This is a genomic window from Williamsia herbipolensis (assembly GCF_000964005.1).
GTDB lineage: Bacteria > Actinomycetota > Actinomycetes > Mycobacteriales > Mycobacteriaceae > Williamsia_A > Williamsia_A herbipolensis.
This window is the reverse complement of record NZ_JXYP01000015.1, coordinates 39,068-54,084: the sequence shown is the minus strand read 5'-3', so window position 1 is coordinate 54,084 and position 15,017 is coordinate 39,068. Positions and strand designations below refer to the sequence as shown.

General features: G+C 71.0%; 4 protein-coding genes. 1 reads left to right on the top strand and 3 read right to left on the bottom strand.

The window, feature by feature from the left end; translation table 11 throughout:
• Position 1 precedes the first annotated feature (1 nt).
• Both acpS and TU34_RS07955 read right to left on the bottom strand, forming a co-directional pair.
• The gene (acpS, locus tag TU34_RS07960; RefSeq protein ID WP_045822335.1) at positions 2 to 403 is read right to left on the bottom strand and encodes a holo-ACP synthase AcpS; all 402 of its coding nucleotides are present in this window, start codon (positions 401 to 403) and stop codon (positions 2 to 4) included.
• A complete protein-coding gene (locus TU34_RS07955) occupies positions 400 to 9,675 on the bottom strand; it encodes a type I polyketide synthase (RefSeq protein WP_045822334.1) in 9,276 nt (3,091 codons plus the stop codon). The genes acpS and TU34_RS07955 overlap by 4 nt, the downstream gene beginning before the upstream one ends.
• A gap of 517 nt (positions 9,676 to 10,192) precedes the next feature.
• Here TU34_RS07955 and TU34_RS07950 point away from each other — a divergent pair.
• Complete coding sequence (locus tag TU34_RS07950; protein ID WP_045822372.1) at positions 10,193 to 10,618, top strand: HIT family protein; 426 nt, start codon at positions 10,193 to 10,195, stop codon at positions 10,616 to 10,618.
• A gap of 20 nt (positions 10,619 to 10,638) precedes the next feature.
• Here TU34_RS07950 and TU34_RS07945 read toward each other — a convergent pair whose 3' ends face one another.
• The gene (locus tag TU34_RS07945; RefSeq protein ID WP_045822333.1) at positions 10,639 to 14,841 is read right to left on the bottom strand and encodes an AAA domain-containing protein; all 4,203 of its coding nucleotides are present in this window, start codon (positions 14,839 to 14,841) and stop codon (positions 10,639 to 10,641) included.
• Between the last annotated feature and the right edge of the window lie 176 nt (positions 14,842 to 15,017).

Genomic DNA, 15,017 nt, shown 5'->3' with positions numbered 1-15,017 from the left:
CTCAGCCGGCCGGTTCGTCCTCCAGGACGGCCACGGCGGCCGCGATCGAGCCGTCGTGGGTCAGCGAGATGTGGACCGTCGACCCCTCGAGATGCCGTCCGATCTCCCCGCCGAGTCGGATCGCCGGGCGACCCCAGGTGTCGGTCACGACCTCGATGTCGCTGTGCCGGATCTCGGGCATGACCGGCGACCGGGCGAACCGGCTCACCGACCACGCCTTGATCACCGCCTCTTTTGCCGCCCACCGACCCGCGAGGTGCCGGGCGTCCTCCGCGGTACCCGCCGCCGAGTCGCGACGCTCGCCGACGGTGAACCTATCGGCGAACGTCGTCCCCGGCTGCGCGAGTTGTTCGGCGAACTCCGGGATCGACACCACGTCGATCCCGATCCCGACCACCGTCACGAGGCGCCGACCACCGACGCGCCGGACACCGAGGGGTAGTTGCCGTCGGCGTCGAGCCGCGTGGACTCGTCGAGCAGCAGGGACGCCTCCCGCTCGGCGTCGACACCCGCGTCGCCGAGCCGGCGGTTCGGTGGACGACGGTAGAGGGCGTCACCGCCGCACATCGCCTCCAGCATCCGCTGCGCACCGGAGCGGGCACGTTCGGCCGCGCGACGTCGATAGTCCTCGCGCGCAGCGGGATCGAGGCTCGCCACGAACGCTTCCGGGTGCACGACGGCGATGAGGCCGGAGACGTGACCGAAGCCGAGGCTCGTCAGCAGACCCGCCTTGAGCGGGAACCGCTCCCCCAGTCGCAGGGGTTCGGTGACCCACACGAGGTGATCGTGGCGGCGCATGGTCTCGTCCACACAGTCCAGACTCCGGTTCGGCGGGATGACCCCGTCGCGCAGCATCTGGCACAGCCCGATCAGCTGGAATGCCGCCGCGCCGCCCTTGGCGTGTCCGGTCAGCGACTTCTGCGACACCACGAACAGTGGGGCGCCGTCGTTGCGGCCCAGTGCTCCGGCGAGACGCTCGTGCAGATCGGCCTCGTTCGGGTCGTTGGCCTTGGTGGAGGTGTCGTGCTTGGACACCAAGGCGACGTCGTCGGCGCTGACGCCGAGTGCGGTGAGCGCCTTCGCCATCGGTGAACCGCTGCGCCCACGTGCAGCGCCCAGGGCTCCGATGCCGGGGGCCGGGATCGACGTGTGCACGCCGTCGCCGAAGCTCTGCGCCCACGCGACCACACCGAGGACCGGGAGACCCATCTCCGCGGCGACGTCGCCCCGGGCGAGCAGAACCGTTCCGCCGCCCTGCGATTCGACGAATCCTCCACGCCGGCGATCGTTGGCGCGCGAGAACCGTCGCGGGTCGATCCCGCGGGCGGCCATCTTCGCGGAGTCGGCGGTGGCCGACATGTCACCGAATCCGACGATGCCCTCGATGCCGAGGTCGTCGAATCCGCCGGCGACCGCGAACAGGGCCTTGCCGAGACGGATCTTGTCGACGCCCTCCTCGACCGAGACCGCCGCGGTCGCGCAGGCCGCGACCGGGTGGATCATCGCGCCGTAGCTGCCGATGTAGGACTGCACCACGTGTGCGGCGACGACGTTGGGCAGCGCCTCCTGCAGGATGTCGTTGGCCTTCGACTCGCCGAGCAGGGTGTCGATGTACAGCGAACGCATCGACTCCATGCCACCCATGCCGGTGCCCTGGGTGTTGGCGACGAGGCCGGGGTGGACCCAGCGCATCAGCTCCGACGGCTCGAAGCCCGAGCCGAGGAACGCGTCGACGGTCGCGACGAGGTTCCACAGCGCGACCCGGTCGACCGATTCGGCCATGTCCGGTGAGATACCCCAGCGGGTCGGGTCGAACCCGGTCGGGATCTGCCCGCCCACGGTGCGGCTGAGCGAGAACCGGCGCGGGACGCGGATCTCGGTGCCGGCCCGTCGGGTCACCGTCCACTCCCCGGTCTCACCGTCGTGGGCGACCGAGGTCTTCTCGGGATCGGATGCGGCGAAGGCGCGCGCCTCCTCCTCCGAGGCGACACCGAAGGTGAGGTCCTCGTCGAGGAAGACCGACGTCAGCAGCGGCGAGGTGTTGTCGACCATCGCGCCCTCGTCGGCGTACCGGCGGATGCCGCAGCGTTCGACGACCGCGTCGTGATAGCGATCGGCGATCTCGCTCTCGGCGACCGGATCACCGGATTCGGTGTCGTACCACCCCGGCTTCGGGGTCTCCTCCCACACGATGAGCCCGGTGTTCCAGGCCAACTCGAGGACGCCGGCCGCCGAGAGCTCCTCGTCGACCTCCATCTCGAAGCGGGTGCGGGCACTGCCGAAGGGGCCGAGTTCCCCGGCGCCGACGATGACGACCAGGTCCTCCGGTGCGACGTCGAGCGTCGGCCACGCCGGGGTGGTGCCCACCGCGGCACGTGCGGGCGCCGGAAGTGCCGCCACCGTCGAGGTGGTGTCGGCGACCTCGTCGGTCGGCTCCGCGTCAGCGGCCTCGGCCGTAGCCGCTGCGAGCGCCTTCAGATCGATCGACGCGGGATCGAGTCCGGCGGTGAAGTCGGCGACGACGGGCTTCTCCCGGGCTGCCGTACGCGCCTGCGGCACACACAGACCCAGCAACTCGTCGGCCATCTCCTCGGTGGCCCAGGTACGGACACCGGCAGCCTCCACGGCGGCGACCATGCCGTCGTTGTGGCCCATGAGCCCCGTTCCGCGGACCCAGCCGATCAACGCGTGGGCGAGGGTGACCGTGGAGTTCCACGATTCCTCGGCACCCCATCGGGTCACGAGGGCATCGAGGGCGGCCTTGCTCTCGCCGTAGGCGCCGTCGCCGCCGAACATCCCGCGGTTGGGCGACCCCGGGAGCACCACGTGCAGGCGTGCGGCCAGATCGTGATCGGCCCCGAGCGCGCCGAGTCCGGCGATGAGACGTTCCACCGACCAGAGCAGCACCTTCATCTCGAGCTCGGCGCGACCGCCCGCGTCGGTGAGGTCACCGGCCACGCGCGGCGCGGCGAACGGGAACAGCAGTGTCGGCTTCATGGCCGGCTTCACCACGCCGGTGGTGCCACCGAGGTTCTCGGTCTGCTCCGCACCGATCCAGGCGATCAGGTCGTCGACGTCGGTGTAGGAGCTCATGTTGGCCGAGGCCAGCCAGAGCGCCGCGCCGTCACGCGCGTTGTCGCGGTACAGCTTCCGGAAGAACGCGATGCGCTCGGAATCCAGTCGCGAACTCGTCGCGATGACCGTCGCGCCGCCACCGAGCAGCTTGGCGACGACGGCCGCGGCGATCGATCCGGCGCTGGCACCGGTGACGACCGCGATCTCGTCGGTCCAGCGGCCGGGCGCGGGATCCTGTGCGGCGTGGGCGATGTGGGAGTAGGTCCGGGCGTGCACCGGGTAGGCGGCGTGCAGCGCCTTGCCCTGCCACCACGTCGCGTGGTGGGCCACCGCGTCGCCGGCACCGGCGAAGCGACCGGTGATGCGCTCGAAGTCGGTGTCGAGCTCGTGCTCGTCGGTCACCCACAGGCGCGCGAGATCCTCGCGGGCCGAGGCCCACCGGTCGTCGATGAGCACGGTGGTGCGTTCGTCGAACGTCGGTGCGACGGTGCGCATCCAGTCCGCGCCGAGCTCGGCGCTCACGCGGTCGACGACCGCCTGGGTGCGATCGGCCTCGTCGTCGATCTCGGCGGGGACGACGGTGTGGAGACCGAGCTTGTCGAGGATCGCGTAGGCGGCACTCGCCAGTGCCCCGGTGCGGCCGGTGAACTGTTCGGTGAGATCGCCGAGTGCGGCGAGATCGACCGTGCCCCCGGCACCACCCTCGGCGGACGGCTTGGCGACGCTGACGCCGCGTCGCGCACCGACCTCGGCGACCGCGGCGTCGATGACGGCGTCGAGAGCGTCGACACCGCCGATCGGACCCGACGACAACCCGCCGAGGTCGCCGCCGCGGACGCTGACACCCTCGCGGCTGCCGAGCGCGACCGCGACCGTGGCGTGCAACGCCCACCCGGGGCCGAGCTGCCAGACCGAGGACACGCGGTCGGAGACGTACGACGGCCGCTTGTTGAGCGGGCCGACCACCTTGCGCAGCTGATCGGTGATCGCGTCACCGAGGACCGCACCGAACGGCTTGTAGCCGCGGGCGAGGCTGTTGACGGCGGAGGCCAGCGCCGCCATGTCGGCCTCGGCCGCACCGTCGATGGCTCCGAGACCCAGCTCGCCGCCGATGTCGAGCAGCAGCTGGTTGCGTCGTGACGAGACACCGTCGCACAGCGCCTCGATGGTGTCGGCGGCACCGATCTGATCGGGACGCATCTTGGTCCACAGGGCGATGACGGCCGCGACCGCGTCGGCGGGGACGAACGTGATGTCGTCGGGACGCGGACCACCGGCGGCCGCGGCGGGAGCCGGTGCCACCGCGACGGCGGCGGGTGCGGACTCGGCCGGTGCGTCGGCGCCGGGGGCATCGGATTCCTCGGCCTCGGGTTCGGGCTCGGGATCGGCGTCGAGGGCCAGGACGACCTGGTCGTCGCGCTCGAGGTTGAGGACCTGCACCGTGGCCCCGGCGTAGTCGTCGAGCTTGAGGGTGTTGGCGGCGAGTCCGGCGAGGGTCGGCGCGGACTTCACACCGACCTCGACGAAACGCTCGACACCCAGACCACCGGTCTCCCGCGGGGAGAACAGCAGGTCCTGGGTCTCGATCCACCGGACGGGGCTCGCGAACTGCCATGCGAGCAGCTCGATCAGCACCGTGCGGGCCAGGGCGGTGCGGTCGGCACTAACCACGTCCCAGTCGGCGAGGACCTCCTCGAGCGGGTCCGACGGCACCAGCGCGGCGATCTCGGCGACGAAGTCGCGGTCGAGGGTGAACAGACGGGGCACCAGGTTCGGCACGTACCGGCCGATGAGGACGTCGGGGTCGAACGACTCCGGCAGCAGTTCCTGCAGGCGACGACGGAACTCGGGGACGCCGGCACGCAGCACCGTGGAGTGGAACGGTACGTCGATACCCGGGATGAGGATGAACGCCCGCTTGCCGCCGAACTGCGCACGGCGACGGTCGATCTCGGCCTCGAGGTGTTCGAGTCCCCGGACCGTGCCGGCGATCGCGTACTGCGATCCGAGCAGATTGAGGTTGACCACCTCGAGGAACTCGCCGCATTGCGCGCCGATCTCGGTGACGAAGGCGACGACGTCGTCGTCGACGAGCCCGATCTGACTCGGGCGGATGGCCGCGAGACGGTAGTCGCTGCGACCGTCGGCGTCGCGGGGCACGAGGTGGTGCATGGCCTCGCCGCGCTGGAAGACGACCTCGAGGACGGCCTCGAGGGGCAACACACCGGCGCACGCCGCGAGGGCGTTGTACTCGCCGACGGAGTGGCCGCAGGTGATGGCGTCGGTGACGAATCCACCCGACTCGGTCAGCTCGGCGATCTGTGCCACGCCGAGGGTGGCCATGGCGACCTGGGTGAACTGGGTGAGGAACAGGACGCCGTCGGGGTGGTTGTAGGTGGTGCCGTTCGCGACGAGGGTCGTCGGGTTGTCGCGGACCACCGCGAGGATCGAGAAGCCCAGCGCGGCGCGGGTGTGGGCGTCGGCCCGGTCCCAGACCTCGCGGGCGGCCTTCGAGCGGCTGCGGGCGTCGAGCCCCATGCCCGCGCTCTGGATGCCCTGACCCGGGAACGCGTAGACGGTGCGCGGCGCGGCGAGCCGACCGGTGGCGGTCATGACGAGCGCGTCGTCGACCTTGCAGGTGACCTCCACGATCTCGCAGCCGTGGTCGATGGCCACCCGGTCGACGCGGATCGCGACCCGGTCGCCGGTGCGGACCATGCCCATGTAGCGGGCCGTCCAGCCCAGCAGGGGGCGTGCGGCCGGCACAGGTTCGGCGGAATCGGTTGCGGTGGCGACGTGTTGGGCGGCGGCCGACAGCCACATCCCGTGCACGATCGGCTCCCCCAGCCCGGCGAGGCGGGCCGCGTTGGAGTCGGTGTGGATCGGGTTGCGGTCACCGGAGACAGCGGCGAAGCCGTGCATCCGTGCGGGCGCGGTGACGGTCGCCGAGCGCACGAGCTTGCGCGTGGCGGTGGTCTCGGTGTCGATCGCTCCGCCGGCGCGGACGGGCTCGGCGAGCACACCGTCGCCGAGGCGACCGCGGATCGCGAACCGCTCGATCATCGACGCGACCGGACCGGCGTCGCTCGTGATGTCGACCGACACCTCCACGACACGACCGAGGTCGGTGTCGACGACCTCACCGGTACGGGCGACGACGACGAGGTCGGTGTCGACCCGGGGAAGCACGGCGGCGGTGGAGACCGCGTGATCGAGGTGCACGAGATCGAGCAGGCCTTCGACGACCGGCGTCCCCGCCGAGGTCCGGGCGGCGCCGATCGCGGCGAAGACGCTCGGCCACGTCAGTCCGACGAGCGCGTCGGGGACGGCGAATCCCGCACTGCCCGTGGGCACCGATGCCGAGAGATGGGCGGGCAGGGTGTGCGCGGTGACCGCCGAGTGGTCGGCCGGGAGGTCGGCGGTCCACCGGACGGTCGTCGTCGCGGCACCGTCGACGACCTCGGGCAGTGCGTGGCCCGCAGCGACACCGAGGATGGCGCCCATGGCCGCGGCCGCGGCGTCGAGCGACACCTCGGGGCTGCCGCCGTCGGCGAGGGAGGCGTCGACGGTCATCGCGATGCTGACCCGTGTCGTCGCGACGGGAACGGTGAGGGTCACGCCGTCGTCGGTGCGCTCGAGCACCGAGCCGGTGGGCTCGTGCTCGGCGCGACGCGAACCGGTGGCGTCGAAACCGTCACCATCGAGCAGGGTCCATGCCGCGCGGTCGCCGAGCAGCGCGATGGGATTGGCGACGATGCGTCCGGCCCACAGCACGGTGTCGGTCTCGATGACATCGACCAGCACACCCGCTCCGTCGACGATCCCGCGGCGCAGGCGGCTGCTGACGGAGGTCGGCTGGGCGCCGGTGGCGGCGATGTCGCCGGCCACGTGTGCCTCGAACCGGTCGAGCAGGGCGCCGATCGGTTCGTCGACGGTCGTGATGCCGGCGACCGCGACGGGACCGGGGATGATGCAGACCTCGTCGGCGCCGTAGCGGGGGTCGTGGGCCTGCCACAGCGAGTCGCTGCGCCACCAGCGGCGCACGTCCTTGTCGATGACGGGGACGAAGTTGACCGGCTTGCCGGGCGTGCGGCACAGACCGAGGAAGAACGCGACGTCGGCGGGGTGCAACACGTCGGCGTCGATGGCCGGGTACAGGCTGCCGAGGACGTCGATCGCGGCGTGCGGCGCGTCGGTGGCGCGCTCGTCGCCGAACGCGGAGGCGAACTCGCCGCGGTCGGTCGGGTGCATGCGCGCCTCGGCCCGCTGCAGCATCTCGGCGAAGCGCTGCCGCCAGGTGATGTCGGCCCACACCGGCGACGGTCCGGGATCGGTGCCGACGGCGAGGTCGGCGTATCGGGTCAGCCACTGCCGGTACGTCATCGCGGCGAGGTCGCCGATGTAGGGCTTGGCGGTGCGGTCGAGCGCGGTGACGATCTCGTCGCGCCGATCGGCGACGGCGTCGGCGTCGCCGGCGACCTCGTCGAGGAGGCGACCGCACGCCGAGGCGGAGTTGTCGACCTCGTGGATGTCGGCACCGAGCTGGCTGCGGCCCGACGCCATGCCCGCGTCGGCGTGGCCGGCTCCGATCCAGGTGTCGCATCCGGGGGTGTCGACGAGCAGCTGCTTCACCGCGGGCGAGGTGGTCGCCTCGAGGGCGGCCATGGTGACGGTGCCCAGCAGGATGCCGTCGACCGGCATGGCCGGGTAGCCGTGCGCCTGCGACCACGCGCCGGTGAGGTAGTCCCCCGCCCGCGCCGGTGTACCGATGCCGCCGCCGACGCAGATCACCGCGTTGGTGCGCGAGCGCAGCTCGGCGTAGGTCGCCAGTAGCAGGTCGTCGAGGTCTTCCCACGAGTGGTGACCACCCGCGCGACCGCCTTCGATGTGAACGATGATCGGGTGCGAGGGCACCTCGGCGGCGATGCGCACCACCGCGCGGATCTGCTCGACGGTGCCGGGCTTGAAGGCGATGTGCGGGATGCCGGCCTCGGCCAGTTCGGCGACCAGCGCCACGGCGTCGTCGAGTTCGGGGATCCCCGCCGAGACCACGACACCGTCGATGGGTGCGCCGGCGGCGCGGGCCTTCTGGACGAGGCGCTTGCCGCCGAGCTGCAGCTTCCACAGGTAGGGATCGAGGAACAGGGCGTTGAACTGGGCCTGGCGTCCGGGCTCGAGGAGGTCGGTCAGGCGGGCGACGTTGTCGGCGAAGATCGCCTCGGTGACCTGACCACCACCGGCGAGCTCCGCCCAGTGCCCGGCGTTGGCCGCCGCGGCGACGATGGCGGGGTCGACCGTGGTGGGGGTCATGCCGGCGAGCAGCATCGGCGACCGGCCGGTGAGGCGGGTGAAGGACGTCTCGACCACGCGTCGACCGTCGGGGAGCTCGGCCAGGGTCGGCGCGAACGACGACCACGGCGGCGCGACCTCGGGGATACCGCCGGGGGCGAACAGGTTCCGCTGGCCGCCGCGCAGTCCGACCGCGATGCAGCCGATACCCCGGCCGCGCAGGACGGGTACCGACAGGCGGGTCGCGACGTCGGACGGTCCCATGTCGAGGACCCACGACACACCCGAGTCCGCGACGCCGTCGAGTGTCGACACCCAGTCGACCGGGTCGACGAGCACGGCGTCGGCCAGGCGTGCGGCCCAGTCGGTGTCGAGTCCGCAGCGCTGCGCCCACGCGACCACCAGGTCGCGGGCGGGTGCCAGCGCGGCGTGGTGGAAGGCGATGCCGACGGTGAGGCGGTCGAAGACGGGCGCGAAGGGCGCTCCGCCCATCACCTTGCGCTTGCGATCGGCGGCCTCGCCGGCGGCGACGATGTCGCACATCGCCTCGAAGGCGGTGAGGTGACGCGGCGACCCCGACACCACGACCGAGCGACGACCGTTGCGGGTCGCGAGTGCGGGCGCGTTGTGCAGGTCGGCGTCGGCGATGGTGGCGCGGTAGCGGGTGAGGAGTTCCTCGACGCGGTCGGGGACGACGTTGGTGATCGACATCATCGGCGTGCCGTCGGCGGTGGGGGCCAGGCCGACTCGCCGGGCGACGGTGGCCCCGGCGGCACCGATGAGATGGGCGAGGGCGAGGAGCGCACCCGTTCCGCCGGTGGTGGTGTGGGTGTCGTCGGTGAGCGATTCGACGGCCAGGACGCCCTGCGAGTGACCGACGACGGCGTGTGCCGGGATCTCGGCGGTGTCGAGACCCTGCTTGCGCAGCGCGGCGACCGCGGCGAGCTGGGACAGCAGGATGCCGGGCACCGACAGCGCGGCGCCCGACAGGATCGCCTCGGCGGGGACGGGCTCGTCGGCGCCGAGCGCATGGACCCAACTGAGCGGATGGAAGCCGTCGGGCCGCTGCGCGGCGAGTTCGTCGGCAACGGGAGCCAGCAGCTGCTCGGCGGCGTCGACGATCTGCCCGACCGAGCGGTCGAGCTCGGCGTCGATGATCAGTTCGGCCAGCGCCGGGAGCCACGCGATGCCCTGGCCGCCGAAGCTGACCGCGTACCGGTCACCGGCCCGCAGTCGGCTGATCAAGGTCTCGTCGGGTCGGAACGATGCTGCCGAATCCCCGGGGCCGCTGCGGAACTGGTGAACGGTCACTGATGATCTCCTCGATGTGGTGGTGCGTGCCACGGCATCGACGAACCGCGAAGCGGATCGTCGGAGCGGGCGGGAAGTATCGGTTCGGCTGACCGCTGGCTCATCGTCGAGGCGGTCGAAAGGGCCTGGTGCGCAACGGGTATGGGTCGAGTCGGTGGAGTCCCGATTCCGCGGTGCAGAACGGCGCTCCGGGGTGTACTCGCCGTCCACCCGGTGCGGCACGAGAACCATCGTCGCACACGAAAATGAGGGATCCCTCATGTTTTGGGGTGACCGCCGGGTATACCCGCGAGTAACCCCGCGGGTAACTTCGCAGGGCCGGTCGTACCCTCCCGCGACTCCCGACGAACCCCCACGTGACGGCGTCGAGGCGCCCCGTCGGCGGCCGATCCGAGGCGCAGAACAGTTCGTTACCGAATCGTTATGAGGCAGTGGCGGGCGTCATCGTGTCGTCCCGTGTGGTGGGCGATCACCACGTGTCGTCGGCGGTGGCGACGCGCACCTTAGGGTGGCGGTCATGAGTGAGTGCGTGTTCTGCGCGATCGTGGCCGGCACCGCCCCGGCACGGATGGTCTACTCCGACGATCACGTGATGGGCTTTCTCGACATCCGCCCTGTACGACCGGGCCATACGCTGGTCATCCCCCGCGAACACCATCCCGATCTCGCCGGCATCACCAGCGAGATGGGCACACGGCTGTTCGACGCCGCCCGGATGATCGGCGCCGCCCTGCGGTCGTCGTCGATCGCCGCCGACGGGGTCAACGTGATGATCAACGACGGGCGTGCGGCGTTCCAGACGGTGTTCCACACCCACGTGCACGTGGTCCCCCGCCACCACGGCGACCGCTTGTCGTTCGCCCGTGGTCTGGTGATGCGCCGCGATCCCGACCCGGACGGAACTGTGGCCGCGGTGCGCGCGGCGATGCCCGAGGGGACCTGAGCGCCGCGAGAGGGATGCGGTCAGTCGCCGCCGGTGAGATCGATCGGTTCCCAACCCTCCGCCGCCCGCGCCACGTCGCTGTCGGGAACCGAGTGCGCGGCGACACCGCGCGCGCGGAGTTCGGTCCACAGTCCGGCCAGGGCGCGCTCGGGATCGAGGAGGTACTCCGACTCGCGGACGCGCCAGAACCGCCAGCCGCAGCGCCGTAGCTCGCGTTCGCGCTCCATGTCGGCGCGGGCCTGCTCGGGCGTGCTGGTGAACTCGTCACCGTCGCACTCCACCGCCAGGCGGGCATCGGCGCCGGTGACCACGAGATCGATCACGCGGTTGTTCACCGACACCTTCGGGTTGACGTGATATCCCCGAGCGGTCAGGTCGAGGAAGATCTGCTGCTCGAAGAGGCTCTCGAACGGCTCGCACCGCTCGTCGACGGTCACCACCGACGGCATCGGATCGACCAGCGCACCCTCGGTGCGTTCCATGTACGACAGCAGCGAGTAACGCAGGTCGTTCGGCTTGAGGTCGGCCGAGGCGACCGAGTGGAACAACCACAGCTGCTCCATCGCGCGCGACGCCGCCACGTTGAACCGGCGCTGCGATTCACTCCTGGTGAGCGACACCGGGTTCCGGTCGACCGAGACCACCATCGACAGGAACACCACATGGCGTTCGTCGCCCTGGAAGTCCGGCGGCGTCCCGATGCGCAGCGACCGCTCGTGCCACTGCTCGGGGGTGAGCGCGGCGCGGAGCCGCTGGGTGATGAGGTCGACCTGACGTTGGCCCTGCAACACCACCACACCGAACGTGAGGCCGGCGTAGCGCTCGTCGTCGGCACAGGCCACGAGCGCCTCGACGAGTGCGTCGGCCTCGATGCTGTTGGTCAGCGCCGAGCTGTCGCCGGTGGCGACCGCCTCGGGCACGAAGACCGTGCGCAACGGGGGCAGTCGGTCGGCGCCGAACTGGCGCACCGGCACCAGCGGCGAGTCCGGGTAGAACTGCCGCGAGGAGTACTCGATGATCTCCGGCATCGACCGGAAGTGCTCGCGCAGCCGCACGACGTGACCGAATCGTGTGCGCAGCATGGAGAACAGGCTCGACCGCGGGGTGAGGCTGTCACGCATGTACTGCGGAATGTCGGGGAGGTACGTGTCGAGTTTGGCGAAGACGTCGTCGAGCCCTGCGGCACCGGATGTCCCCGGCGCACACTGCCTGTCGTCGCCCACGACGATCACCCGGGGCGCGAGCCACAGCAGGAACAGGCTGGTGATGTCGGCCTGGCTCGCCTCGTCGACGATCACGACATCGAACGAGTTCTGCTCCGGGGTGATCGACGAGAGGACCTGCGAGATCGGCATGATCCACGCCGGGACCGCTCCCTGGGCCTGCGTCATCGCCGACCGCGCGGCACGACGGAACCGTTCGGCGTGCTTGCCCGATCCCTTGCCCAGGTTGGTGATGTGGTCGCGGTAGGACTGCAGCGCCTGCACCTGTGCGACGGACATCTGCTCGAGGCATTCGCGCCATGCGCACGCCGCAGCCAGCCCGGCGGTGAAGTGTCCGATGTCGGCCTCGACGGCATCGAGATCTGACTCGAGGCGTGACTCGCGGTTCGGGTCGCTGCGGTCCGCCGCCCACGAATAGGCACGTCGCCACGACCAGGCGTCGGTCAGCTCGCGCAGGCGCGCGTCCCATACGCGGTCGTCGGCGGTCTCCCGCAACAGGCGGTGCAGCTCGGGCGCCTTCTGCTTCAGACGGAGTTCGAGCAGGTCCAAGGCGCCCTGGCGATCACGTTGTGCGCGTGCGGAGTTGAACGCCCGGCGCGACTCCTTGATGGCGTCGGCGTCGGCGGCGACGATGGCCGACACGAGGGCCTCGCCCTCGTCGGACGGCCCCTGGTCGACCTCGGCGCTGAGCGCCCGCGCGTGCTCGTCCAGTTCGCGCCGGGCCAGCACGGCGTCGTTGGTCGCCGCGATCGCACCGGTCTGGCGTGCCACCTCGGCGACCTCGTCGATGCTCTTCGGGCGGGGTCCGCCGGGGCTGATCGACTCGAGCTGACGGACGAGTGCGTCACGGCCGGTGAGGAGCTCCGAGATCCAGCCCAGCTGCTCGTCGAGCCGGACGAGCTGCCCCAGTTGCGACGACCGCGACCCGGTGGTGTCGACGGGGACGTCGACGTCGGCGAGAACGGTCTGCACGCGACCGACGCCCTCGAGCACAGCGAGGTGATCGGCGACGAGTTGCATGGTGTCGGCGTCGGCGGGCGCACGTCCGTCGACCGTGGCCACGACACCGAGTGCGTCGACGGCCCGCTGCTGCGGCGACTTGCGGAAGCGCGAGCGCCACACACCACCCGATCGGAGGTACTGCGCGACGTCGTCGAACACCGACGCCGCACCGGCGGGAGCCCCCACGGTGCCGTCACCGGACGGAACCGACACCTCGTGGGTGCCGATGTCACGGTCGCGCCGGGTGGCCTCGTCGATGACGGCCGAGATCTGGGTGACGCGATTCCACAGGTAGGCGGCCTCACCGGAGAGCAGGCGCTCGGCCATCTGCTGGAGGTGCTCGGGGAACGTCCGCACCTCGCGGACGGCGGCGCCGAGGTGGTCGCACTGGTTCTTGATGACGAGGAGCCGACCGCTGTCGACGTCGGAGAGGATGGCGAGCAGCGAGCCGCTCCCGACCATCTTCTCGCCGGGGTGCTCGGCGATGCGCGCGCAGATCGAGTCCAGCTCGACCGACCCGGGCAGGAACGCCTCCAGATCGGGCAGACGCTGGGCGAGCCGGCTCGCCCAGGTGTCGTCGCGCTCGCGCAGCAACGTCAGCAGACGGTCCATCTCGTCGGTGTCGAGGGGCGGCAGCGCCGATTCGAGGGGCCCGGGCAGCCAGTCGTACCGGTCGGCGACCTCCTGGCAGGTCCGCACGATGTGCGCTGCGGTTCCGCTGTAGCCCGCGGCCACCCACTCGTGCTTCTCGGTCTCCGACTCGCGCAGCTGCCAGATCTCACGCAGGATCTGCTCGCGCTTGGCGCGCGCCTGGTCGCGCTTGGACCGCAGGTTCTTGATTTCGGACGTCACCACCCGCGACTGGAACGACCCCTTGCGGCCGGCGATCGCCTCGACGCTCTCCACCAGCGACGACGAACCGTCCTTGGTGACGTCGGTGATGGCGACGGCGAGCTCGCGCAGTTCCGGCGGCAGCTTGTCGCGCAGCACCTGCAGCGCCTGGGCCTTCTCGCTCACGACCAGCACGCGCTGCCCCTTGGCCAGCAGGGCGGCCATGAGGTTGGCGATGGTGTGCGTCTTGCCGGTACCGGGCGGACCCTCCACCACGACGCCACTGTCGAGTCCGAGCTGGGCGAGGATGTCGCGCTGTTCGACGTTCGACGCCAACGGGTAGAGCGCGTCCTCCACGAGTTCGCCCGCCGACATCGCGCCGGCCTCCGCCAGCCTCGCGACGCGTTCCTCGGACTCGATCGGTTCGACGAGCTGGGCGAGTCCGATGGGGATCGAGGCGTCGCCGTCGGCGTCGCGCAGCGACGCCATCATGGCCTCGTAGTAGCCGAGGATCGCGCCCGAACCGCGGTTGCGCAGCACGAGAGCCGGTGTCGCGGTGACGGTCACGGGCACCGAACCCGTCGGCACGGTGGTGCGCCAGGTCTCGACGATGTCCGCGATGGCGGGTGCGAGCACCGACGGCTGCGCGGCCAGCAGATCGGCGACCTCCCCCGACCGGCCGAGGTCGAATCCGTCGACCCCGGTGAGGAGGTGACTGTCCTGCAGTTCGGGGACCGAGTCGCCGGCCAGGCTGATCGAGATGGTGTCGGCGGTGTGGTCGTGTTCGGCGACGACGGCCTGGGTGAGCAGGTGCTGGTTGACCGCCGGGACATCGCCGTCGGCGGAGGCGTCGGATCCGATGGTCAGAAGACCGGTCGCGACCACGAGTTCGAGCGACTCGGGACGTTCGGCGAGTTCGTCGAGCATGGCCGCGACGCTCGCGAATCCGTCGGCGCCCGCACCGGTGGAGCGCAGTTCGAGGAAGCGTTCACCGGGTGCGGCCTTGCCACGCATCGGCAGACCGTGGTCGTCGCCGAGCCAGACGAGGGCCTCGTGGTCGTCGACGTTGCGGACGACGTCGGACTTCGCACGGATGAGCTCGTGCAGGAACTGCAACAGCCGTAACACCCGTGCGCGTCGATCGTCGACGGACATCGATTCGGTCATCAGGTCCTCTTCGCCCGCACCATCAGCGGTCGAGGTCGTCGGGTCACCTCGAGGTGAACCTCAGGTCTATGGACCGAGGCAGAGAGAACGCTACCTGCTCGGGCCCTGACCTTCGCATTCATGGGTGCCCACGATATTCGATGACCGCGCTCAGTGCGGTGACGCGCAGAACGGAC